At 71.4% G+C, this 22,840-nt stretch carries 21 protein-coding genes; 11 read left to right on the top strand and 10 right to left on the bottom strand.

Annotation, left to right across the window (positions count from 1 at the left end; translation table 11 throughout):
* Positions 1-157: 157 nt before the first annotated feature.
* Positions 158-376 (top strand): helix-turn-helix domain-containing protein, encoded by a 219-nt coding sequence (locus VG296_RS29135; protein WP_325571580.1) that lies wholly within the window; start codon positions 158-160, stop codon positions 374-376.
* Between the two features lie 264 nt (positions 377-640).
* Positions 641-1,441, top strand: coding sequence for an enoyl-CoA hydratase/isomerase family protein (locus tag VG296_RS29130; RefSeq protein ID WP_349259741.1), 801 nt, complete (start codon positions 641-643; stop codon positions 1,439-1,441).
* 188 nt (positions 1,442-1,629) lie between these two features.
* Here the strand turns inward: VG296_RS29130 and VG296_RS29125 are convergent, their stop codons facing one another.
* Both VG296_RS29125 and VG296_RS33320 read right to left on the bottom strand, forming a co-directional pair.
* Entirely contained in the window at positions 1,630-2,406 is a 777-nt protein-coding gene (locus VG296_RS29125) for an SGNH/GDSL hydrolase family protein (RefSeq protein WP_325571576.1), read from the bottom strand.
* A gap of 37 nt (positions 2,407-2,443) precedes the next feature.
* Entirely contained in the window at positions 2,444-3,028 is a 585-nt protein-coding gene (locus VG296_RS33320; protein WP_325571574.1) for a transposase, read from the bottom strand.
* 59 nt (positions 3,029-3,087) lie between these two features.
* Here VG296_RS33320 and VG296_RS29115 point away from each other — a divergent pair, with 59 nt between their 5' ends.
* The gene (locus tag VG296_RS29115) at positions 3,088-4,050 is read left to right on the top strand and encodes a hypothetical protein (protein ID WP_325571572.1); all 963 of its coding nucleotides are present in this window, start codon (positions 3,088-3,090) and stop codon (positions 4,048-4,050) included.
* Here the strand turns inward: VG296_RS29115 and VG296_RS29110 are convergent.
* Entirely contained in the window at positions 4,024-4,887 is an 864-nt protein-coding gene (locus tag VG296_RS29110) for an SURF1 family protein (RefSeq protein WP_325571570.1), read from the bottom strand. The two genes, VG296_RS29115 and VG296_RS29110, sit on opposite strands and share 27 nt — an antisense overlap.
* Positions 4,888-5,020: 133 nt before the next feature.
* Between VG296_RS29110 and mscL the strand changes: the two genes are divergently transcribed.
* Positions 5,021-5,446: a large conductance mechanosensitive channel protein MscL gene (gene mscL, locus VG296_RS29105; protein WP_325571568.1), complete on the top strand. Its 426-nt coding sequence runs from the start codon at positions 5,021-5,023 to the stop codon at positions 5,444-5,446.
* Positions 5,447-5,460: 14 nt separating this feature from the next.
* On the opposite strand, the gene VG296_RS29100 is transcribed toward mscL, so the two are convergent.
* Positions 5,461-6,516, bottom strand: a complete 1,056-nt coding sequence (locus VG296_RS29100; protein ID WP_325571566.1) for a lysylphosphatidylglycerol synthase transmembrane domain-containing protein — start codon at positions 6,514-6,516, stop codon at positions 5,461-5,463.
* 96 nt (positions 6,517-6,612) lie between these two features.
* On the opposite strand from VG296_RS29100, the gene VG296_RS29095 reads away from it, so the two are divergent.
* Both VG296_RS29095 and VG296_RS29090 read left to right on the top strand, forming a co-directional pair.
* Positions 6,613-7,716: a glycosyltransferase gene (locus VG296_RS29095; RefSeq protein ID WP_325571564.1), complete on the top strand. Its 1,104-nt coding sequence runs from the start codon at positions 6,613-6,615 to the stop codon at positions 7,714-7,716.
* A gap of 178 nt (positions 7,717-7,894) precedes the next feature.
* On the top strand, positions 7,895-10,768 hold the full coding sequence (locus tag VG296_RS29090; RefSeq protein WP_325571562.1) for a YfhO family protein: 2,874 nt from the start codon (positions 7,895-7,897) through the stop codon (positions 10,766-10,768).
* Positions 10,769-10,843: 75 nt separating this feature from the next.
* Here the strand turns inward: VG296_RS29090 and VG296_RS29085 are convergent, their stop codons facing one another.
* Positions 10,844-11,797, bottom strand: coding sequence for a glycosyltransferase family 2 protein (locus VG296_RS29085; RefSeq protein ID WP_325571560.1), 954 nt, complete (start codon positions 11,795-11,797; stop codon positions 10,844-10,846).
* A gap of 140 nt (positions 11,798-11,937) precedes the next feature.
* Here VG296_RS29085 and VG296_RS29080 point away from each other — a divergent pair, with 140 nt between their 5' ends.
* Genes VG296_RS29080 through VG296_RS29070 form a run of 3 tightly spaced genes read left to right on the top strand, consistent with a single transcriptional unit; the run spans position 11,938 to position 14,577 of the window.
* Complete coding sequence (locus VG296_RS29080; RefSeq protein ID WP_325571558.1) at positions 11,938-12,897, top strand: ABC transporter ATP-binding protein; 960 nt, start codon at positions 11,938-11,940, stop codon at positions 12,895-12,897.
* Between the two features lies 1 nt (position 12,898).
* Positions 12,899-13,738 (top strand): ABC transporter permease, encoded by an 840-nt coding sequence (locus VG296_RS29075; protein WP_325571556.1) that lies wholly within the window; start codon positions 12,899-12,901, stop codon positions 13,736-13,738.
* A gap of 20 nt (positions 13,739-13,758) precedes the next feature.
* Positions 13,759-14,577: an ABC transporter permease gene (locus VG296_RS29070; protein ID WP_325571554.1), complete on the top strand. Its 819-nt coding sequence runs from the start codon at positions 13,759-13,761 to the stop codon at positions 14,575-14,577.
* Here the strand turns inward: VG296_RS29070 and VG296_RS29065 are convergent.
* Together VG296_RS29065 and VG296_RS29060 are read right to left on the bottom strand one after the other, a co-directional pair.
* Complete coding sequence (locus tag VG296_RS29065) at positions 14,574-15,482, bottom strand: SURF1 family protein (protein WP_325571552.1); 909 nt, start codon at positions 15,480-15,482, stop codon at positions 14,574-14,576. The two genes, VG296_RS29070 and VG296_RS29065, sit on opposite strands and share 4 nt — an antisense overlap.
* Positions 15,483-15,526: 44 nt before the next feature.
* Positions 15,527-15,976, bottom strand: coding sequence for a DUF3817 domain-containing protein (locus VG296_RS29060; protein WP_325571550.1), 450 nt, complete (start codon positions 15,974-15,976; stop codon positions 15,527-15,529).
* 244 nt (positions 15,977-16,220) lie between these two features.
* On the opposite strand from VG296_RS29060, the gene VG296_RS29055 reads away from it, so the two are divergent.
* Positions 16,221-16,907, top strand: a complete 687-nt coding sequence (locus tag VG296_RS29055) for a hypothetical protein (protein WP_325571548.1) — start codon at positions 16,221-16,223, stop codon at positions 16,905-16,907.
* A gap of 310 nt (positions 16,908-17,217) precedes the next feature.
* On the opposite strand, the gene mtnA is transcribed toward VG296_RS29055, so the two are convergent.
* Genes mtnA through VG296_RS29040 form a run of 3 tightly spaced genes read right to left on the bottom strand, consistent with a single transcriptional unit; the run spans position 17,218 to position 21,590 of the window.
* Positions 17,218-18,240: an S-methyl-5-thioribose-1-phosphate isomerase gene (gene mtnA, locus VG296_RS29050; RefSeq protein WP_325571546.1), complete on the bottom strand. Its 1,023-nt coding sequence runs from the start codon at positions 18,238-18,240 to the stop codon at positions 17,218-17,220.
* Positions 18,241-18,242: 2 nt separating this feature from the next.
* Complete coding sequence (locus VG296_RS29045) at positions 18,243-20,609, bottom strand: hypothetical protein (protein WP_325571544.1); 2,367 nt, start codon at positions 20,607-20,609, stop codon at positions 18,243-18,245.
* Positions 20,610-20,615: 6 nt separating this feature from the next.
* Positions 20,616-21,590, bottom strand: coding sequence for an aldo/keto reductase (locus VG296_RS29040; protein ID WP_325571542.1), 975 nt, complete (start codon positions 21,588-21,590; stop codon positions 20,616-20,618).
* A 206-nt stretch (positions 21,591-21,796) separates the two neighbouring features.
* On the opposite strand from VG296_RS29040, the gene VG296_RS29035 reads away from it, so the two are divergent.
* On the top strand, positions 21,797-22,837 hold the full coding sequence (locus tag VG296_RS29035; protein ID WP_325571540.1) for an LLM class F420-dependent oxidoreductase: 1,041 nt from the start codon (positions 21,797-21,799) through the stop codon (positions 22,835-22,837).
* Positions 22,838-22,840 lie beyond the last annotated feature (3 nt).

Here is a 22,840-nt window from a genome sequence, read left to right as displayed (position 1 = left end):
ATTCCCGCAGGAAACCGGCAGGTACACGGGGAATACCATTGGAGTTTTCCGCGCGAACCAGTGGTCAACTTGCCCGCGAGGGGTGATCATGGGAGGCCAGAGCGCACATTCCCTGTGCAAGGTGGGACGTACCCCACACCCCCTCTAGGAGGCGCAAGTGGCCGAGACCCTGAAGAAGGGCAGCCGGGTCACCGGCACCGCGAGAGAGCAGCTCGCGACCGATCTGAAGAGCAAGTACGAGGCCGGAGAGTCGATCCGCGCCCTGGCCCAGGAGACCGGACGCTCGTACGGGTTCGTACACCGGATGCTCAGCGAGTCCGGTGTCACGCTGCGCGGACGCGGCGGTGCCACCCGCGGCAAGGCGCGTGCCGCCTAGCCCTGCCCTGTCACGGTATCACTGGTGGTCGCACCGGCGGCGACCGAGTCCCGGCATCGGCACAGCCAGCACGGAGCCACCCGGCGCGAGGACGGCGCCGGGTGGCTCGTTTGTCTTTTCGGTCTCGTTCCTTTCGGGCGGCGCGGAACTGCGACCGCGGTTGAGGTATCGTCCTGAGCGGGATCATCGAGAGCATGCAAGGCCCTTGTCGGCCGAGCGCAAGTGAAGGACGGGACCGAGGCCGTGACCGGTTCGAGCACTGCGATACAGGACGAGGCGTGGCCCGAGGCCAAGGCAGCGGCGGCGGCGCGCGCCGGGGTCCGGCTGCGGCTGGACGGCGAACTGGCCACCGTGGTGCTGGACAAGCCGGAGCGCCGCAACGCGATGACCCCGAGCACCTGGTGGCATCTGGCCGAGATCGGCCGCGCCCTGCCCGGCAATGTGCGCGCGGTGCTGCTGCGCGCCGAGGGCCCGTCGTTCTGCGCGGGCCTGGACCGCTCGGTGCTGATCGGCGGCCAGAACGGCGCGAAGACGCTGCTGGACCTGGCGACCGCCGACCAGGCCGACGCCGAGATGACCATCGAGGCCTTCCAGGAGGCGTTCACCTGGTGGCGCCGCCCCGACCTGATCACCGTGGCCGCGGTGCAGGGCCACGCCGTCGGTGCCGGCTTCCAGCTCGCCCTCGCCTGTGATCTGCGCCTCGTTTCCGAGGACGCCCGCTTCGCCATGCGCGAGATCACCCTCGGCCTGGTCCCCGACCTCGGCGGCACCAAGCCGTTGGTGGAACTGGTCGGCCCGGCCCGTGCCCTGGAGATCTGCGCCACCGGACGGTGGGTGGATGCCGAGGAGGCGCAGCGCATCGGCCTGGCCAACAAGGTCATCCCGAATGAAGAGCTCGCGATGGACGCCGAGGTCTTCGTCCGCGAACTGCTCGCCGCCGACCGCGACGCCCTCATCGAGACCAAGGCCCTGGTCCAGAGCGCGACCCGCCGCGACTACGACTCCCAGCGCGCCGCCGAGCGCGCCGCCCAGGTCCGCCGAATCCGCGCCCTCGCCGGACGGTAGCGGCCGCCGAACCTCTGGCCCGCCCCGCGCAAGGAAAATCGCCGCTCCGCGACTGGGACGACAGAGCGCCGCCCGATCCGCGTTCGGGGCGGGCCGCCCTCGTCGCAGCGCTCCTCGGGAGGCTTGGTGCCTCGGCTTCGCCTCGGTGAGACGGGTGTTCGACCGCCTCGCGACTGCCCTCGGGTCCCTCAGAGCACCCGGGTCAGTTCCGGGCGCTTCGGGAGTACGCCGTCGCCGGAGGAGGTGCCGGTCAGCCGGCGCCTGATCCAGGGCAGCAGGAAGGTGAGGAGCCAGCGCAGGTCGGACCACGTCCTGGCGCCGGGCCACGGCTTGCGGGCCGGGGGGAGGAGGGCGCGCCAGCCGAAGGCCGGCTCGTGGCCGAGGGCTTCGAGCACCGCCTCGGCGACGCGGCGGTGGCCCTCGTCGTTCAGGTGGATCCGGTCGACGGCCCACAGGCGGGGGTCGTCGAAGACCCGCGCGGAGTGCAGGTCGACGACGGCGGCGCCGTACTTCTCAGCCGTCTGATCCACGAACGCGTTGATCAGGTCCGCCTTGGCCTGGAAGCGTCTGGCGGACGGCATCCGCTTGGTGAAGTCGATCGCGCGGAACATCACGAGCCTGCCGCTGGACTCCGACAGCACCTGCGCGCATTTTTCGATCAGCGCGCAGACCGCCTCGACGTCGCAGCCGGGGCGCATTGCGTCGTTGAGGCCGCCCGCGATGCTGGCGAGATCCGGGCGCATCGCGGCGGCGAGGTCCAACTGGTCCGCGACGATCTGGCCGATCAGCTTGCCGCGTACGGCCAGGTTCGCGTACGTCAGATCCGGTTCGAGCGCCGCAAGGCGCCGTGCCACGAGGTCCGCCCAGCCGCGGTACACGCCGTCGCCCGGGTCGTCCGCGAGGCCCTCGGTGAACGAGTCCCCCACGGCCACGAACGTGCGCACCGCGCCCATCTCATCCGTCACCCGCACATTCAACCAGTTCGGCCGGACGGCCCGCCGCTCAGCGCAGCAGCGTCATGCCGAACTCGGCCGCGACGGCGGAGGGCTGCTTGGCGCGCGGCGGGGTGGGGCGGCGGGTGACGGGGGTGTCCGGGCCCGCGGCCGTGGCCACGCGGCGGAAGTCGATGCGCTTGCCGTCCGGCAGCTCGTCCTCCAGCAGCTGGGCCAGTGCGGGCCACACGTCGGCCTGCTGCCAGTCGCGCAGCCGGCGCCAGCAGGTCATGCCGGAGCCGTAGCCGAGCGCCTTCGGCAGCCGCTCGAAGCCGATGCCGCGGGCGAGCACGACCAGGATCCCGGTCAGCACGGCGCGGTCGTCCAGCGGCATCCGTCCGGGGTAGCGGCGCCGCCGGACGCGCACCGGGAGCAGCGGCTCGATCCGCGCCCACAGCTCGTCGGTGATCTCCGGGTCGCGCAGCGGCTGGCTGCGCCGCGGCCGGGGCACCTTGGGCAGCCCGGCGCCGAGCGCGGTCGCGCCGATCCCGCTCGGGGAGCCCGGGGCCAGGCCGGCGGGGCCGCGCGGGGCGCGGGGACGCGGCGGCATGACGGTCGACGCCGCCGCGGACGGGATTTGGATCGCCTCTGCCACGCCCCTACAACGCTTCATGCGCCGTTCCGGTCACGCTCCGAACGGTTACACTGCGCCACATGTCGTTCACCTCCGCCGGGCCGCCCGCGTCGCCCTGGCCCTTCGGCGATCCCGTCGCCACCGCGCTGCTCGGTCTGCTCGAGGTGGAACTGCGCGGCCACGGCCTGCGCTGGCGGGTCGTCGCGCCGGAACGGCTCGAGATCTTCCGCTCGGCCGCGGCGCGCCCCGAACGGACCATCGGAGTCGCCGCGCTGCGCGAGCGGATGGGCCGTGAGCCGAAGGCGGACTGGCCGGATCTGGTCGAGCAGGCCGTGGCCGACTGGCTCGCCGAGCCGAACGGCGGGCAGGACCACGAGGGCCGGCTGAACGGCGCCGCGAGCGCGACCGGCGACGCCGTACCCGCCTGGGCCGCGCCGCTGCGCTCCCGGCTGCTGCCCGCCCAACTCGCCGCGGCGACGGTCGGTGCGCTGGCCCGGCCCGCGCTGCCCGGGCTGAGCGAGGTAGTGCTCTGCGAAACCGGTCCGCGCGGCGGCGGCCGGCTGCTGGCGGCCGAACAGGTCGGAAGCTGGCCGGCCCGGCCCGCCGAGATCTTCGCCGCGGCCCGGGCGAACGTGCGTCGCCAGGGTGCGCTGCCGACCGAGCGGCGTGCCGTCGAGGGGGCGAATCTGACGCTGCTGAGCGGTCCCGGGCCGTACTGCCCGACGCACGTGTTCTGGCTCGGCGAGTACCTGCGCCGGGACGGGGTCGAGGTCAACGGGAACGGCGCGCTGGTCGTGCTGCCGCACCGGCATCTGGTGGCTTACCACGCGATCGAGACCCGGGAGGCCGTCACCGCGGCCGGAGCGCTGCTGCGGTTGGCGTCCCGGCAGTTCGAGACCGCGCCCGGCGCGCTCACCGACCAGATCTACTGGTGGCGCGACGACCAGGTCAGCGCGCTGCCGGTGGACAGCGTGGGGGAGACGATGACGATTCTGCCGACGCCCGAATTCGAGGACTTACTCGACCGGCTGCCCGCGATCTGAGGACGAGACCGCGGCCACCGGCTCCGCCTCGTCGAAATCCTCGTCGTCGTCCCAGTCCTCGTCCTCGTCGTCATCCCAGTCGTCCTCGTTGCCGACGCGCGCCTTGCGCTCCAACTCCTGCGCCTCGCGGTGCAGCAGCTTGAGCCAGGTGATCGGCATGATGATGGCGAACACCCACCACTGGATCATGTACGCGATGTACATGGTGTTGTCGTAGCTGGGCGACGGTACCGGCTGCGCCGCCGAGGACGAGGTGTTCGCCGGGGTGGACGTGTTGAGCTGGATCGAGCCGTCGTGCAGCGGATTCGCCACGCGGCTCTGCAGGTCCGACTTCGTGATCAGCGCGATCTCGCCGGCCGGCAGCTTGGCCGTGTCGTCGGTGATCCGGGTGTTCGAGGTGGTCTCGTCCGGCTGCAGCCAGCCGCTCACCGTCACGGTCCCGCCCGGCACCGGGGGCAGCGCGGGCATCGCGGTGGTCGGCGCGGTGCTGTCCGAGGTCGGGATCCAGCCCTGGTTCACCAGAATCGCCGTACCGTCGGGGAGCACCAGCGGGGTGACGATGTACCAGCCCGCGTTCTCGTTCTGCGAGCGGTTGCGCACCGCGAACTGGTGCGCGGTGTCGTAGTGACCGGTCGCCGTGACGGCGACCCATTGCTGATCCTGAGCGACGTCGTGTCCGATAGGGTCTACCGCATCGATGCCCGCGGGCTTGGCGTCCAGCTTCGCGTACACCAGGCCCTGGGAATCCGCCCGGTCCTTCCAGAGCGTCCGCTGCCAGTAACCCAATGCGATGAAGGCCGGGATCAGCAACAGCCACACCAGCGCGTGGAAGGCCATCCAGCGAGGCGAGAGAGCGAACCGGTACGAACGATGCACGGTCCCGACCGTACATCGTGTGCCCAGGTGACCTTTCAGCGGCCCCGTCGTTGGCAGCGCGAACCGAATCCGCCAAGGTTGACAAGGGGAAATCATGCTCAGGGGCTTCAAGGAGTTCATCGCCCGCGGGAACGTCGTGGAACTGGCCGTCGCGGTGGTCATGGGCGCCGCGTTCGGCGCCATCGTCAATGCCTTGGTGGGCGACATCATCACGCCGCTGATCGCCGCGATCTTCGGCAAGCCGGACTACAGCAGGCTCGTCTGGACCGTGCACAACTCGAAGATCCTCTACGGCTCGTTCATCAATGCCGTGATCTCGTTCCTGCTGATCGCGATCGGGGTGTACTTCTTCATCGTGCTGCCGATCAACAAGCTCAACGAGCGCGCCCGGGTCCGCCGCGGCCTGCCCGCGAAGCTGGACACCCCGGCCGGGCCGACCGAGGTGGAGCTGCTCACCGAGATCCGCGACGCGCTGGTCGACCGCGGCCGCGGCGCGGGCCCGAACTACCCCGCGAACTAGGACTGCAACGAGGACTACGCGGCGTCTTCGGACGGCGCCGGGGACGGGTCGGCCGTGCCGCGACCGAGCAGCGCGGCCACCCCGGCTCCGGCCAGGTCGGCGAGCATCGTCAGGCCGCGGGAGACCAGCGCGATCGCGGTCGCGGCGCCGCTGCCCACCATCGGCGAGAGCTCGGCGATCAGGATCAGCTCCCTGATTCCGGCGCCGGCCGGGGCGAGCACGATCAGGAAGCCCACGCACCAGGCGAGCGCGTACGCGCCGACCGCGGAGAGCAGCGCGGAGCCGCCGCCGTGGCCGAGCCGCGCCGTCATCACCCAGATCTGCAGGCCGTAGCAGAACCACGAGGCCACGTTGACCGCGATAGCGGTGCCGATCACGCGGCCGGTGAGCGGCGTCTCCGGCGCGGGCTTGCGCAGCAGCCTGAGGCCGTACGCGATCACCGGGTTGAGCACCTTCGGGTGCAGGCAGACCAGCAGCGGCGGGATGAACAGGAACGCCCACCAGTACGTGTGCGCCGAGCCGCCCGCCATGAACGGCAGGCCGATGAGCGTGGCCAGCAGCCCGGACGTGAGCCCGATCATCATCGCGAGCATCGCGGTGGTCGCCGAGCGCTGCCGCGGCACCTTGTACGTGCGGCCGAGCTCCATCTGCGCGAGCACCGGCCAGACCGAGCCCGGAATGTACTTGCCGAGCTGCCCGATGAAGAAGATCCGTGCGGACGCGCGGATCGGCAGCCTCGAACCCGCCGCGGACAGCAGCGAGCGCCACACCTCGAGGGTCAGCAGCAGGCTGAGCACGACGAAGGCCAGCGCCTCGATCGCCGCGACCACGCCGAGCCGGTCGATGCCCCGGCTGAAATCGGTCCACTGGCTGGTCACGGAGTAGATCCCGAGCCCGACCATCGCCAGCACGAACAGCAGCTTGAACGTGCGGCTCTCCACCGTTCGCAGCACGGTACCGACTGCGTGACGCCACGCAGGCGCGGGGCCCTGCTCGGGCTCGTCGGCGCGCGCGGCGGCGTCGGGGACGGCGGCGGACCGCACCGTCTCCGTGGTGCGAGGTTCAGGCATGCCCGAGAGCATACGCGCAGATCCTGAGCGACCAGCAAATACACACGCGTGGGCCTATTCCCAGGATGCACAGTGAATGGCCTACTGTGTGGTGCCATGCGGATCCTGTTCTTCGGCACGTACGACGTGAAGTCCCACCCGCGGGTGGGTGTGCTCGCCGAGGGGCTTCGGGCGCACGGCCACGACGTGGCCGAATGCAACGCGCCGCTCGGCCTGGACACGGCCTCCCGGGTGGCGATCCTGGCCCAGCCCTGGCGGCTGCCGGTGCTCGGCTGGCGGCTCGCCTCCTGCTGGTTCCGGCTGGCCGTCGGCTCGCGGCGCGGACCGACCCCGGACGCGATCGTCGTCGGGTACATGGGCCACTTCGACGTGCGCCTCGCGCGCATCCTGTTCCGCCGCAAGACGATCGTCCTCGACCATCTGATCGGCGCCGGCGACACCGCGCGGGACCGCAACCTGTCCGGCGGCGGGCTCAAGCCCAAGCTGCTGACCGCGATCGACGCCGGCGCCCTGAAGTCGGCGGACGTCATCGTCGTGGACACCGACGAGCACCTCGCCAACCTGCCCGAGGAGCACCGCGGCCGCGGCGTGGTCGTCCCGGTCGGCGCGCCGGAGGACTGGTTCGCGGCCGCCCCGGCGCAGGACGCGCCGAGTCACGGGAGCGAGGACGGGCCGCTGCGCGTCGCGTTCTTCGGCCTCTATACGCCGCTGCAGGGCGCACCCGTGATCGGCGAGGCGCTCAGCAAGCTCGCGGGCGCGCCGATCGAGGCCACGATGGTCGGCCACGGGCAGGAGTTCGAGGCCACCCGCAAGGCGGCCGAGGGCGGCTGCCCGACGAAGTGGATCGAGTGGGTCGACTCCACCGAACTGCCCGCGCTGGTCGCCGCGCACGACGTGTGCCTCGGCATCTTCGGCACCGGCCCCAAGGCGCTGCGCGTGGTCCCGAACAAGGTCTTCCAGGGCGCGGCGGCCGGATGCGCGATCGTCACCTCGGACACCGCGCCGCAGCGCCGCGCGCTCGGTGACGGCGCCGTGTACGTCCCGCCCGGCGACGCCACCGCCCTCGCCGACGCGCTGAACCGGCTGGCCGAGGACCGCGACGAACTGGCCGCGGCCCGCAAGCGCGCGCACGACGCCGTGCTCGAGCGCTTCGGCTGCTCCGCTGTAGTCGAAACGTTGGTGGAGCGGCTCGCTCCCTGAAGCGGCGCCATCATCCGCGAGCGCTACTATGTCCGCCCCGAATCCCCGCGATCTCTCCCTTGGACACGACTTGAGCAGTGAGACCCGAGACCACGATGCGCACGGTACGGGGGTAGGAGTGGCCAACGATCCCGGGGAGCCGTCGCCGGACAGCACGCCGGGCGCGCGACGCCGGCGCTTGCGGCGACCGCGTCTGGCCACCGCGCTCGCCGTCTTCGCCATCGCGCTGTTCGCGGCCTGGGGCATCGGCAGCCCGCTGATCGGCGGCGCGACCACGGCGGCGACCGGCAACATGGTCCAGGCGAGCCCGTACGCGCAGGCGGGATACAACGAGACCGTCGCCAGCAACGCGCTGCAGTACGACACGTACACCTCGGCGATCCCCGGCACGATCGTGTTCAAGAAGGCCCTGGAGAACGGCCAGTTCGCGGGCTGGGACCCGAACAACGACGCCGGCGGCACGCTCGGCTCGGTCCCCAACGACGCGCTGTTCTCCCCGCTCACCGTGCCGTACTACGTGCTGCCGACGTGGATGGGCCCGGCGTACACCGAACTGCTGATCATCATCTGCGCCGCGGGCGGCTCGTTCCTGTTCCTCAGGCGCCTGGGACTGTCCCGCGTCGCCGGGCTGATCGGCGGACTCGCGTTCGTCGGCAGCGGATTCATGGTCATGTGGGTCGACTTCCCGCAGAGCCGCACGGCCGCGTTCATCCCCGCGCTGTTCTGGACCGCCGAACGCTTCCTGCAGACCCGGCGGGTGCGGGACGCCGTGCTGATCTCGATTCCGATCGCCTCCATGCTGCTCGGCGGATTCCCCGCGGTCACGGGCTACGCGGGAATCACGGCGAGCCTGTACGTGCTGGCCCGGCTGGTCGCGATGCACCGCCACAAGCTGGACAGCCTGCGCCGGCTGCTGCTGACCGCGCTCGGCTACGTCGGCGGGATCGTGGGCGGCGTGGGCCTGGTCGCGTTCCAGTTGCTGCCGTTCCTCGGGTTCATGAAGACCTGGGTCATCATCGGCCGCAGCCAGACGTCCGACCAGCACCTCGATGCGACGACGCTGCTGACGCTCGTCGCACCCTGGGCGGTCGGCACCGGCAACACGGAATCGAACTACTTCTATCTGTCGCCGAACGCCATCGAGAGCATCGACTACATCGGTGCTGTGGCGCTCGTCCTGGCTCTCGTCGCGGTGGCCCTGCCCTGGCGTGCGCGACCGCTGCTGCCGCGCACGGTGTGGACCTTCGTCGCCTCCGCGACCGCCATCTGGCTGCTGCTGATCTACGTCGGCGGCGCTCCGCTCGCGGTGCTGCAGGACACGCCCGTCATTCGCACGGTCTTCGGGCAGAACTTCATCGGCCGCTCCCGCAGCATTCTCGGCTTCCTGCTCGCCGTGCTCGTCGCGATCGGGTACGACGTGCTGACGCGTCGCCGCGAGGCCGCTGCCGAATCCGGCGAGTCCGGCGAATCGGTGACCCCGCACCGCCTGCGCCTGCTCTGGCCCGCCTTCATCGGCCTGGCCACGTTCGGCGTGTTCATCGGCGTCCTGGTCACCGGCTACTCGGACGCCAAGCACGCGGGTGCGGCGGCGATCGGCCGTAGCGCCGCGCTGAGCCTGTTCAAGCACCAGATGGCGTACGCCGGGGCCTTCACATTGGCCGCGATCGTGTGCGTCGTCGTGCTCTGGTACACCGGCCGCGGAAGTCGCGACCCGCACCATACGCTCGACCTCGGCAACCTCACCCGCGGCGTCCGCTTCACCGCCGCCGCGGCCCTTCCGCTGCTGCTGGCCTGGCAGAGCTCTGTCTTCGCCTCGGAGTTCTTCCCGCGCTCGCCGGTGAGCACCTTCTACCCGGTCACCGACACGCACTCGTACCTCACCGCCAACCTCGGCGAGAATCGCTACGCGTCGACCTCGACCGGCATGGTCTTCGGCACCAACAGCGCCTATCCGCTGCGCGCCGTCAACGGCCACAACTTCATCAACCAGAGCTTCGGCGCGATGATCAACGCCATCCCGGACGGCGTGATCCAGTACGAGACCTACGTCGACTTCCCGGAGAACCAGGACACCGCGACCAGCCCGATCCTGGACCAGCTCGCCGCGAAGTACTGGGTCACCTCGCTCGCGGACTCGGTACTGGGCAAGCAGGTCAGCGCCAAGACCGACGGCAGCACGTACCAACTGAAGCCCGGTCAGTCGGTCACCGTCGCAGTCCCGGTCACCGGTCGCCTGCGCGGGGTCGGGGTCACGCCGGTCGGCACCGTCACGACGACGAAGAGCGACTCACTGGACGTCGTGGTGCGCAACGCATCCGGCGCCACCGTCGCGCAGACCAGTCGGCTCGCGGACACCCTCCAGGCGACGATGAGCGCGGGCTCGCTCTTCGAGGTCCCGGTCGCGGCCGACACACAGGCGGCGGGCACGACGTACACCGCGACGCTCACCTGGCACGGCGGCAAGCCGATCGACGTCCAGGCGGACGCGGGTTCGCCCGCACTCAGCGCGGTGGCCGGACAGAGCGACGGCCTCGAACTCGTGCACGTCGGCGACTCGGCGATCTACCAGCGGCTCAACGCCCAGCAGCGGATCCGCTGGGCCTCGACGGCCACGGTCGTCACCGACCAGAGCCAGCGTGTCAGCCTGCTGGCTTCGGGCGGCGTCGGCGCGAACGAGGTCGTGCTGTCGAAGTCCGGGCCGGCCGCGAGCGGCGCCCCGGCGAGCGTGAGCGTGGACCAGGACGGCAACGACGTGGTCAGCACCACCGTGGACGCGCAGGGCGCCGGCTACCTCGTCGTCGCAGACGCGGACCAGGTCGGCTGGAAGGCGACCGTGGACGGCCGGAGCGCCGTGCTGCGGGCCGCGGACCAGGGCGTCGTGGCCGTGCAGGTGCCCGCGGGAAAGCACGTCGTCACGCTGACCTACTCGGCCCCGCACGCCCGCCTCGGACTCGCCCTGACCGGGGCCACGTTCGTCATCCTGATCGGCGCCGTGGTCGCCGAAGCGTGGTGGTGGCCGCGGCGCAAGCGGCGCCGGGAAGCCGAGGTCTAGAGGTCTACGAACAAAAGGAGCCGGCCCCGGGATTGAAATCCCGGGGCCGGCTCCTTTGTGCCGCTTAAAGCCGTGTCACTCCCCGCGGGAGCGGACGATCAGGTCCGCGAGCAGGGCCAGCGACGCGATGATCAGACCGGTGAGGAACAGCAGGATCGTGTTCTCGGCGATCTTGAACGGGTGCGCGATCAGGTCGTAGACGGCCTTGACCACGCCGATCCCGATCAGCCACAGTGCCGGCGGCAGCAGAACCTTGATCGGGTTGAAGTACATCACCATCCGCAGCACCTGGAGGATGTAGCGGTAGGCGTCCTTGACGAACTTGAACTTCGACTTACCGGCCCGCTTCGAGTAATCGATGGGCACGTAGAAGATGTCGTGCTGGTTCGCCAGGAAGGCCATGGTGATCGTGGTGACGCAGGAGAACCCGGGGGGCAGCAGCCGCAGGTACGGCAGCGCCACCTCCCGGCGCATCGCGCGCATACCCGAGTTCAGGTCCGGGATCTTCTGGTTGATCAGCCGCTCGGCGATCTTCCGGATCACGAACTTGGCGGGCACGCGCAGGAACTTGTGCGAACCCTCCTCGGAGGTCCGCGCGCCGACGACCTGGTCGATCCGCGGGTTCTCCTTGAGGTGGCGCACCAACTCCGGGATGCGCTCGTTCGGGTAGCTCATGTCGGCGTCGGTCCAGACGACGATCTCGCCGTGCGCGATCTGCGTGCCGATGCGTCGCGCGGTGCCGGTGCCGCCATTGCGCTGGAACGGCTCGAGCCGCATGTGCGGGTAGTTCTCCTGCGCCTTCTGCAGCACCTCGAGGGTGTTGTCGGTCGACGCGTCGTCGATCACGAGCAGCTCATAGCTGAACTCGCTCGTGTCGAGGGCCTCGGTGATCCGCGCTATTTCCAGCAGGACGTGATCCTGCTCGTTGAAGCAGGGAAGCACGACGGTGACGTCGACCCGGTTGGTGGGTTGATCGTCCTCCGTCGCGGGAACGGGATCTGAGGTGGGAATCCGCTCGGTAAGGAGCATGAGCCTCTAGTCCATCTCTCTTGCGGGGAGCTGGCAAGATAACAGCGGCACGTGAAGCCAACCTGAGGAAGCCGGGCTAAACCGCAGCTCAAAGAATAACGTGTCGAGAAGTGTCGGACCTCCCCGGTAACGTCGGAAGGGTGTCCGAACCCATCCCCGCAGCGGAAGTTCTCATCAGGGCCCAGGGCCTGGTCAAGACGTTCCCCAAGAAGCATGGCGAAGCCTTTACCGCGGTCGCCGGCATCGACTTCGAGGTCCGGCGCGGCGAGGTGTTCGGCTTCCTCGGCCCGAACGGCGCCGGCAAGTCCACGACCATGCGCATGATCGGCTGCGTATCACCCGTGGGCGGCGGTCATCTGAGCCTGTTCGGCCTCGACCCGAACACCGCGGGGCCGCAGATCCGCGCCCGGCTCGGCGTCGTCCCGCAGGAGGACACGCTGGACGTGGAGATGCGGGTGCGCGACAACATGCAGGTCTACGGCCGGTATTTCGGCCTGCCGCGCGCCGTCATCCGCGAACGCGCCGCGCGGCTGCTCGATTTCGTGCAGCTCACCGACCGGGCCGAGGACAAGGTGGAGCCGCTGTCCGGCGGCATGAAGCGGCGGCTGACCATCGCCCGCGCGCTGATCAACGATCCGGAGATCCTGATTCTGGACGAGCCGACCACCGGGCTCGATCCGCAGGCGCGGCACGTGGTCTGGGACCGGCTCTACCGGCTCAAGCAGCAGGGCACGACCCTGATTCTCACCACGCACTACATGGACGAGGCGGAGCAGCTGTGCGACCGCCTCGTGGTGATGGACAAGGGCCGGATCGCCGCCGAGGGCGCGCCGCGCGAGCTGATCGAGCGCTACGCCACCCGCGAGGTGCTTGAGCTGCGCTTCCCGCTCGGCGAGCAGGAGCAGGCCGCGGAGAAGCTCGCCGGCATCGGCGAGCGGCTCGAACCCCTGCCGGATCGCGTCCTGGTGTACGCCGACGACGGCGAGGCGGCGCTGACCGAGGCGTACCGCCGCGGCCTGGAACCGCTCACCGCGCTGGTGCGGCGCTCCACGCTGGAGGACGTCTTCCTGCACCTGACCGGCCGGACGCTGGTGGACTGACGTGAGCACCGAGACCATCAGCGCCGCGGCGTCGGCGGCGGCCACCGAGCGCTCTCGAACGGTGCCCGGCGGCCTCGCGCTGAGCTGGCGTCAGTTCCTGTACTGGTACACGTTCTTCTACCGCACCTGGCGCGGCACCGTGATGTCCGCGATCCTCGGCCCGGTCATGTACCTGACCGCGATGGGCGTCGGCATCGGCACGCTGATCACGCACGGGCTGCCCGGCGGCGTGAGCTACCTGTCGTTCATCGCGCCCGGAGTGCTGGCCGCGACCGCGATGCAGAACGGCATCTTCGAGGGCTCCTTCACCGTGCTCGGCAGCGTCAAGTGGGCCGGGAACTACTGGGCCGCAGTCAACACCCCGCAGCGCCCGCAGGACATCATGTTCGGCACGGCCATGCAGGGACTCGCGCGCACCGCGGGCATGTCCGTGGTCTTCTTCGCAGCCATGGTCGGTTTCGGCACCACGCACTCGCTCTGGGCCGTGTTCGCCCTGCCGGTGGCGCTGCTGACGGGCGCGGCCTTCCTGTTCCCGATGATGGCGTACTCGATCACGCTGGAGAACGACCAGCCGCTGATGGTGGTCTTCCGCTTCGTCATGACGCCGCTGTTCCTGTTCTCCGGCACCTTCTTCCCCTGGCAGCAGCTGCCCGCGTGGATGCACCCGATCGCCTTCGCCACCCCGCTGTGGCACGGCGTCGAACTGTGCCGCGAACTGACCCTCGGCACGGTGACGGCGGCCTCCGCCGCGATCCACCTCGGCTACCTGCTCGTCGCACTTGCCGTGGGCATCGCGCTGGCCCGCCGCAGCTTCACCCGCCGCCTCTACCTCGAACGCTGACCGGAGAGACAAACCAAGCCATGACCTCGTACGCGCTGCAACCTCGGGTGGCGCCCCGGCTGCCCGGCGCCTTCGGCACCCGCCGATCGCTGCGCCTGGTGGAGCGCAACATCGTCTCCTACCGGCGCATGTGGCTGCTGTTCCTCACCGGCGCCCTGGAGCCGATCTTCTATCTGCTCTCCCTCGGCGTCGGCCTGGGCCAGCTGATCCCGAACGTGACCGGGCCGGGCGGCGGGCCGATCACCTACGTGCACTTCGTGGCCCCAGCGCTGCTCGCCACCGCCGCGATGAACGGCGCCATGTACGACGCCACCTTCGGCATCTTCTTCCGGCTCAAGTACGGCAAGGTCTACGAGGCCGTACTCGCCACGCCGCTGACCCCGCCGGACATCGCGCTCGGCGAGCTGGCCTGGTGCCTGATGCGCGGCGGCTTCTACGCGGTGGCCTTCACCATCGTGGCCGCGTTCTTCGGCGTGCTCGCCTCGCCCTGGGCGGTGCTCGCGATCCCGGCCGCGCTGCTCATCGGCCTCGGCTTCGCCGGGCTCGGCATGGCGATCGCGACGTTCATGAAGTCCTGGCAGGACTTCGAGGTCGTCAACCTATTGATGATGCCGATGTTCCTGTTCTCCACCACGTTCTTCCCGCTCGGCGTCTACCCGCGCGGGCTGCAGCTGTTCGTGGAGATCACGCCGCTGTACCAGGGCATCGAGATCGTCCGGGGCCTGATGCTCGGCGTGGTCGGGCCGAGTCTGCTGCTGCGCTGCCTCTACCTGGCGGTGATGGCCCTGGGCGGCCTCGCGATCGCGGCCCGCCGCTTCGGCAAGCTGCTCACGGCCTAGTCCTCGTCGTCGTCCTCTTCGTCGCCGTCGTCATCCACCGCGCCGACGGGCACGCCCCGCAGTTCCCGCCGGAGATGGACCACGTACCAAGACCCGAGAATCCCGATGAACAGCCACCACTGGAACGCGTAGCAGACGTTCAGCGCGTCCCATGTGGTGCCGTGCGGGGGCAGCGGGGCCGCGACGAGTTGCAGACCACCGGCGAGCGAAGCCGGGTCGGTCGCTGTCACGTAGCCGTCGTTGAGGTGGTAAGGCCACTGGTTCACCAGTTCGGCGGGGGAGATGTACTGGATCTCGTCCGCCGCCGTGACCTTCCCCGACGCCTGCGTCTCGGAGATGCCGTTGGCGTTGACCTCGCCGGTGGTGGACTCCGGCTCGGCGGCCCAGCCCGTGATCGAGATCCGCCCCTTCGGCGCCGCGGGAATCGCGGGCACCGTCCCGCCGGACGCCGACAGGAAGCCCCGGTTCACGAGCACTGCCTCGCCCGAGCCGGTGACCAGCGGCGTGAGCACGTAGTAGCCGGTGTGCCCGTTCAGTACGCGCCCCGGCACGAGCAACTGCCGGGCCGAGTCGTACGTGCCCGTCGCCGCGATCGCCTGCCCGACCTGGGTGCCGTTCAGCCCGCTCGCCGCCGTGATCACGGAGCCCACCGGCTCTGGCGTGCGCCAGGCCTGGAGTTCGGCCGTCGTGAGCGGCGCCACCTTGTGCCCGACGTCCCACTGCCAGCGGCCGAGCAGCGCGAAGGCGATCATCAGCACCAGGATCCCGACGTGCGCCGCCAGCCAGCGCGGCCGGCGCAGGTCCTCGGGCGTGAGCCGGGGGACCAGCACCAGCACGTCCTCGGTCCCGTCCTCGGCTGAGTCAGCTGGGGACGACGCGACCGTCGGTGCTTCGGTACTCGACACGACTGCCAGTATCCGTCCTGTCCGAATCGCCTATCCCACCGGGGTCAGGCGGAGGGCAGCGCTTCGGATTCCGCGGTGGCCGCGGCCTGCTTGGCCGCCTTCTTCTGCGCGACCCGCTCGGCCCGCGCGGCGTCCTTCGCGGCCATCTCGGCGTCGCGCCGGTCGATGTGCCGCAGCGTCCAGTGCGCGACCAGCGGCGAGGCGACGGGCAGCAGGCCGGCCAGCGCCATCACCGCCATGTGCGGGATGGACACCCGGTAGCGGAAGGCGACTACCAGGCAGATGATCACGTACAGCGGGTAGAGGCCCATGCCGTGCACGATGCCGAGCCCGTTGCCGAGCCCAGGCGAGTTCGCCCACCACTTCAGCGGAAGCGCGACGAGCTCCAGGATCGTGATCGCGGTTCCGGTGATCCAGGCGAGCACGACGTAGGCCTTGAGCAGCGGCGGACGGGTGCTGAAGGCGACGGGCGGGACCGCGGTCGTCTCGGTCATGGCGGGCATCCTCGGGGCGTGGTGAGCGGAGTCCTTCCGGATGGCAGCGTAATCGCCCTTTTCCGCGGCCCCGCGACCGGGGGTCCGCCGGGCGCCGAGGCCCAGGTCTCGGCCTCGGTCCCGCCGCGGCAGCGTCCGGAACCTGGCACAGCCGCGCGTTCGGTTCCGGACGCCGGAGTCACGGCCCGTCACTCGCCCGCCATTCAAGGTGCCAACAGGCACGCCGTTCGGATACCGTCGTGCCATGCCTGAGACGTCGTCGTCCGTCACACAGCCGTCGATCCCGACTCCGCTCGCCGGGGTCCCGACCACCGCCACGCCCGCCGAGGTCCGGCAGGCCGCGGAGGCCCTGAAGTCCGCCATCGACGCGCACCTGCGGGCGGTGGAGTCCCGGGTGGACGAGCTCGACCCGGCCGTGCTCGAGGCCTTCGACGCCCTCGCGGCGGCGGCCGAGGAGTACGACGAGCTGCTCTACGCCGTGCACGACGAGGTCACTCCCTTCGAGGTGATGACCGATTCGGAACCGGAGTACGCCGGCCCCGACGAGGTCGAGGCCCTGTCGGTCTTCATCCGCCGCGACTACCTCGTCGCCGACCCCGACGCCCTCACGGCCGCCGCGCGCACCGCGGCCGAGGGCGTGGACCCGGAGACCGCGACGACCCGCACCGCCCTGCTCGACATCTTCGACTCCTACGACGCCGACGAGATCGCCTACCGCGCCGACGAGCTCGGCCTGCAGCCCGCCGACTCCACGATGTGGGTCGTCGCCGCCGACCCCGAGGGCGTCGTCGGCTGGCACGACGACCCCTTCTCGGAGGTCGACGCCGAACTCGTGCTGTACCGCGACGACGTCATCGACGAGGACTCCGACGATGAGGACGACGAGGACGAGGACGAACTCGAAGAAGCCGAGGACATGCTCCCCGGCTAGGAAGTCGCTGCTTCGCGACTGTGATGATCAAGCGGCGCCCGGCTCGGGCGGTTCTCGGCTCGCGTGGGCGGCAGTGGCTCGCGGGGGTGGGTGCTGGGTTGGGCGGTTCCAGGTTCGGTGGCCGGAACTGTGCTGGCGACGACGTCGAGCTTGGCGGCCCGTGCGTTGTCGCTTTGCGTTCGGATAGTCGCCGCTTCGCGACTGTGATGATCAAGCGGCGCCCGGCTGACGCTGTTCTCGGCTCGCGTGGGCGGCAGTGGCTTTCGAGTCGGGCCGCCCGAGGAGCTTCGCTCCTCGGGCGGCCCTCAGCTCAGGGTTTCCAGAGCGAGCCGGGCAGTTCGCCGCTGGCGATCTCGGCGACTCCGCGCTCCGTTGTCAGGGCGCTGACCAGGGCGGCGGGGGTGACGTCGAAGGCGGGGTTGTGGGCGCGGGACTCGCGGGGGGCGGCGCGGCCGAGGACCTCGGCCTCGTCGCGTAGCTCGACGTGGATGTCGGCGCCCGAGGCGGTGCGAAGGTCGACGGTGCTGGTGGGGGCGGCGACGAGGAAGGGGACTCCGGCGTGGGCGCAGGCGAGCGCCACGCCGAGAGTGCCGATCTTGTTGGCCGTGTCGCCGTTGGCGGCTACTCGATCGGCGCCGACGATGGCAGCGTCGACGTGTCCTGTGACGATGGTGCTCGCGGCGGCGGAGTCGGCTTGGACGAGGTGCGGGATGCCGAGGCGGGCGAGCTCCCAAGCGGTGAGCCGTGAGCCTTGCAGCAGCGGGCGGGTCTCGTCCACGTAGACGACCTCGACCAGGCCGCGCGCGTGCAGTTCGCGGACGACGCCGAGCGCCGTGCCGCAACCGGCGGTCGCGAGCGCGCCCGCGTTGCAGTGCGTCAGCAGGCGCAGCGGGCGGCGGGTGCTCGCTCCGGAGTCTTCGAGCCGCGCCAGCAGCCAGTCGGCGCCGAGCGCGGAGAGCGTGCGGTTGGCCGCGAGGTCCTCGTCGAGGACCGCATGCGCCTCTTCGAGCACGGCGTCGAAGCCCTCGTCGATACGAGCGGCCGCCCGATCGACGCCTGCCGCCAGGTTGACGGCGGTCGGCCGGGCGGCGCGCAGAGCCGCGATCCGGTCACGGATCTGGTCATGATCGTCGCGCAACAGTGCCAGGGCGACGCCGTATGCCCCGGCCACGCCGAGCGCCGGGGCTCCGCGCACCGCGAGCCGCCGGATCGCGGCGATCAGCTCGTCGACGCTCGTGAGATCGACATACGTCAGCCGCGCAGGCAGCGCGGTCTGGTCGATGATCCGGACCGCGCCGTCGTGCCAGGTGACGGGACGTATGTCGTCGATCATCCTCAGCCCCGCAGCGCTTGGGCGAGGCGCGTGCGGCACGGCGTGTGCGGACGCTGTTCCACTGCCTCGGCGAGCGCCTGGCCCGCGCCGTGCACCACGGACAGGTGCTGCGTCGCGGGCGCGAAGGCTCCCACGACCGCGGACCGCGTCAGGGCCGAGGCCGAGCCGCCGTCCAACACGGCGACGACCGCGGGCCAGCTTCCGCCCTGCGCCTCACGCAGCGTCAGCGCCCAGGCGTGCCGCAGCGCCCGCGCGGCCGCCGGATCGAGCCGCACGGTCCCGCTGCCCGCCGCCTCCGCGTCGCCTTCCTCGTCCTCCGGCCCGACCCACGGCTCATCGAGCCGCAGGATGAGCCCGCCGGCTTCCGCTTCCGCCACCGTCCCGGTCTCGCCGCCGAGCAGCCCGAACTCCACGAGCCGGCCGCCCTCGCGCACGACGACGCGGTCTCCGGCGTCGAAGCCGCCGCACGCGCCCGGCCCGGGGTTCAGCCGCTCCTTCAGTGCCGCGTTCAGGTCGTCGGCTCCGGCCGGACCCTGTTCGCGCACCGCGATCGCCTGCACCTGAGCTCCGGAGAGGCCGAGCGCGCGCGGGATGGAGTCGGCCACGAGCTGCACGGTCCGCAGCCGGGTCTCGGCCGGGTCGCGCACCGGGATGATCTTCACCTCGTTCGACTGGCCCTCGCCGAGGATCTCCATCGGCGGCAGACCGCCGTAGCGCACCGCGTCGACCAGCGCCGTCAGCGGACCGGTCGGCCGTTTCTTGAGCTCGATCCGCGGCACGCTGCCGCCGAACTCCGGATCGTCGATCTCCATCAGGTCGCGGAACAGCCGCCCGGGACCGCTCGCGGGCAGCGCGATCGGGTCGCCGCACAGCACGAGGTGGGTTCCGTCCGACAGCAGCTCCAGCAGGTCGACGCCGAGCTCCAGCGGCACGAGCTGCGCGTCCGCGATCACGACGACCGCGGCGGGCGCGTACCGGTCCTCGTCGTCGTTCAGGGTCCTGAGATCGACGGCGTCGAATCCGGCCGCGGCCAACGCGCGCAGCCCGGCCGGGCTCGGGCTCGCCAGCACCGCGCCGGGGAACGCCGCGGCCACCCGGCCGGACAGCTCGGCCGCGCCGCCGGTGACCAGGGTCAGGCCGCTGCCGGCCACCGCCTCGATCACTCGGCCGACCCGCTCGATCTCCGCGGCGTCCGAGCCGGCCGCGTCCGCGAGGTCGAAACCAGCACCCTGCTCGACGGGGGTCGCCGTGGCCAGTAGCCGCTGCACCGCCTCGGCCGCCGACTGCTCGAGGAACGCCCACTGGTCGAGCGCCAGCAGCGTGTACGGGCTGGTCAGCATGCTCGCGGGATCATCGTCGTCCGCGGTGTCCACGGCCTCGAACTCCGCGTCGCCGTCCGCCGCCTGCCCCTGCCCCTGTCCTTGCGCCTGCTCCGCGGCCGCGGCCAGGGCGAGCCGGTCCGCGAAGACGAGCGCGGTTCCCGCCTCGACGGCGTCGGCGATCGCCCCCGCCGGATCCGGCACGCCGAGACCGCCGAGGTCCCGGGCCACCGCGTCGGCGGTCACGGCCGTGTGCCCGAGCCGAGCCGCCCGGCGAAGCAGGGCACTGACGAGCGCCCGGCTGCGCCGCGCGTCCGCCGTCAGCTTGTCCCGCGCGTCGATGCCGAGCAGCAGCCGCGCGAGATTGTCGGCGGCGGCGGGCTGCACGCCCGGGACTTCGAGCACCAGCCAGGGATTCTCGACCAGTCGGCCCGACGCCTCCTCGCCCTCGCCGAACTCCGCTCGCAACTGCCGCGCGAAGGACGCGGGCGCCCCTTCGGCGGACAGCCAGCGCGTGATCGCCTCATCGAAGACCGGCGGCGCACCGTTGGCCGGCGCGGCGTACGCGGGCTTCTGCCGCCGCCGCGGCACCCGCGCGGCAGGCTCCCCGGGCGCCGCGATCACAGCGGGGGCTTCGGTTTCCGGCGCGGGCGCGGGCTCAATCTCAGCCTCGACCTCAGGCACGGACTCCGGCTCCGGCTCGTACTCATCCGCGACCGCCGCGACGGCCGACTGGACGACTTCCGCAGCCTCCTGAGCGGCAGCACCCTCCTGAGTGGCCACCGCCTCGTCCTGCTCCACGTCCTCGGCCGCCAGCGCCTCGCGTTCCGCGATCCGCTTGGTCTCGACCATCCTGGCCGCCTTCGCCGCCGCGGCCGATGCCGAGGTCATCGCGGTCAGTGCCTGGCGCCCGCCGGCCACCGCCGAGATCGCCGCGTCGGCCGCCGCGCGCTGGGCCGCGATCTTCGCCGCCCGCTGCCGCGCGGCGGCGTCGCTCTCGCCCGCGGCCTCGCGCGACTTCTCGCCGGCCCCGCCCTCGTCCCGCTCCATGCGTTCCTAACCCCTGTTCCAGCCGTGATCCGGGTAGTCCATCGCGGGCGCCGACACGTCGTCGAGCGCCGACCGGATCTCCCGGGGCAACGTCAGTTCCTCCGCGGCGAGCGCGCCGCGCAGTTGCGCCGGAGTGCGCGCGCCGACGATCGGCGCCACCACCCCGGTCCGGTCGCGCACCCAGGCCAGCGCGACCTCCAGCGGAGCCACGCCGAGACCGTCCGAGGCCGTCGCGACCGCGTCCACGATCCGCCGCGACTCCTCGTTCAGGTACGGCTCCACGAAGCCCGAGAAGCGGTCCGAGGCCGCCCGCGAGTCCGAGGGCATGCCCATCCGGTACTTGCCGGTCAGCACGCCGCGGCCGAGCGGGGACCAGGGCAGCAGCCCGACGCCCAGCGCCTCGGCCGCCGGACCCACCTCGCGCTCGATCCCGCGCTGCAGCAGCGAATACTCCATCTGCACCGAGGCGATCGGCGCGCGTCCCGGCACGGCCTTCTGCCAGGACGCGGCGGCGGCCAGCTGCCAGCCAGAGTAGTTCGCCACGCCGACGTACCGCGCCTTGCCCGAGTGCACCGCGGTGTCCAGGGCCGCGAGGGTCTCCTCCATCGGCGTCCGGTCGTCGTACGCGTGCAGCTGCCAGACGTCCACGTAGTCGGTGCCGAGCCGCTCCAGCGAGGCGTCCAGCGCCGCCAGCAGATGCCGCCGCGAGGCGTCGAACCGCCGGTCGCTGAGCGGCACCGAGACGGCCTTGGTGGCGATCACGATCTCGTCCCTGATGCCCTCGACCAGCCGCCCGAGCAGGGTCTCGGCCTCGCCCTCGCCGTACACGTCCGCGGTGTCCACCAGGTTGCCGCCCGCGTCGAGGTACGCCTTGAGCAGGTCGGCCGCCTCGCCCTCGTCCGTGTCCCGGCCCCAGCCCATCGTGCCCAGACCGAGTCGGGACACGCGCAGGCCGGTGTGCCCCAGATGCCGTTGCTCCATGCCAGGAAATCTACCGGGCTCGGCCGACAGGTGAAGGGGCTGTCACTCGTCCGGCGGCGGCGTCGTAACGCGCACACCCGTTCGGCCTACAAGGGAAGGCCGCCTGACGAGGGCCGCGCCGCCTTCCCCCCGATGTTACCTACGAGTAGGGTGATCCGCGGGACGCTGCACGGGCCGACCACGAGCCGACACGGTAAGGACCATCGATGAAGCTGGGTGTGAACCTCGGGTACTGGGGCGCGGGCAACGACGGCGACAACCTCGCGCTGGCCCGCGAGGCCGACCGCCTCGGATACGCGGTCTGCTGGGCCGCCGAGGCGTACGGCTCGGACGCGGCCACCGTGCTGTCCTGGGTCGCCGCGCAGACCGAGCGGATCGACATCGGCTCGGCCGTCTTCCAGATCCCGGCGCGCACCCCGGCGATGACCGCGATGACCGCCGCCACCCTCGACTCGCTGTCCGGCGGCCGCTTCCGGCTCGGCCTCGGCGTATCCGGACCGCAGGTCTCCGAGGGCTGGCACGGCGTGCGCTTCGCCGCCCCGCTCGGCCGCACCCGCGAGTACGTGGACATCATCAACCTCGCCTTCACCCGGAAGAAGCTCGAGTACCAGGGCAAGCACTTCCAGCTCCCGCTGCCGGACGGCCCGGGCAAGCGGATCCAGCTGACGGTGCACCCGGTCCGCGAGCACATCCCGGTCTACCTCGCCGCCGTCGGCCCGAAGAACCTCGAGCTCGCCGGCGAGATCGCGGACGGCTGGCTCGCCGTCTTCTTCAGCCCGCGGCACGCCGCCGAGCAGCTCGCCGCGATCCGGGCCGGCCGGGAGAAGATCGGCAAGACCATGGAAGGGTTCGACGTCGTGCCCACCGTCCCGATCGTCGTGGACGAGGACGTGGAGCGCGCCGCCGAGCAGGTGCGCTGGTACGCCGCGCTCTACATCGGCGGCATGGGCAGCCGCGAGCAGAACTTCTACAACCAGCTCGCCTGCCGCATGGGCTTCGAGAAGGAGGCCGCCCGGGTCCAGGAGCTCTACCTGGCCCGCGAGCACCGCAACGCCGCCGCCGCGGTCCCGCTGGAGTTCATCGACGCCACCTCGCTGCTCGGCTCGCCGGAGCGGATCGCCCGGCGGATGGCCGACTTCGAGGCCGCGGGCGTGACCACCCTCTCGCTCACCCCGTTCGCCGCGACCCAGGACGAGCGCCTCGCCGCGCTCGGCACGGCTGCGAGGCTGCGCGGCGCCGCGGCGTAGGCT

Source organism: Actinospica sp. (assembly GCF_035552695.1).
Classification (GTDB): Bacteria; Actinomycetota; Actinomycetes; order Streptomycetales; family Catenulisporaceae; genus Actinospica.
The sequence above is the reverse complement of the archived record's forward strand: the minus strand, read 5'-3'. Positions and strand labels throughout refer to the sequence as shown.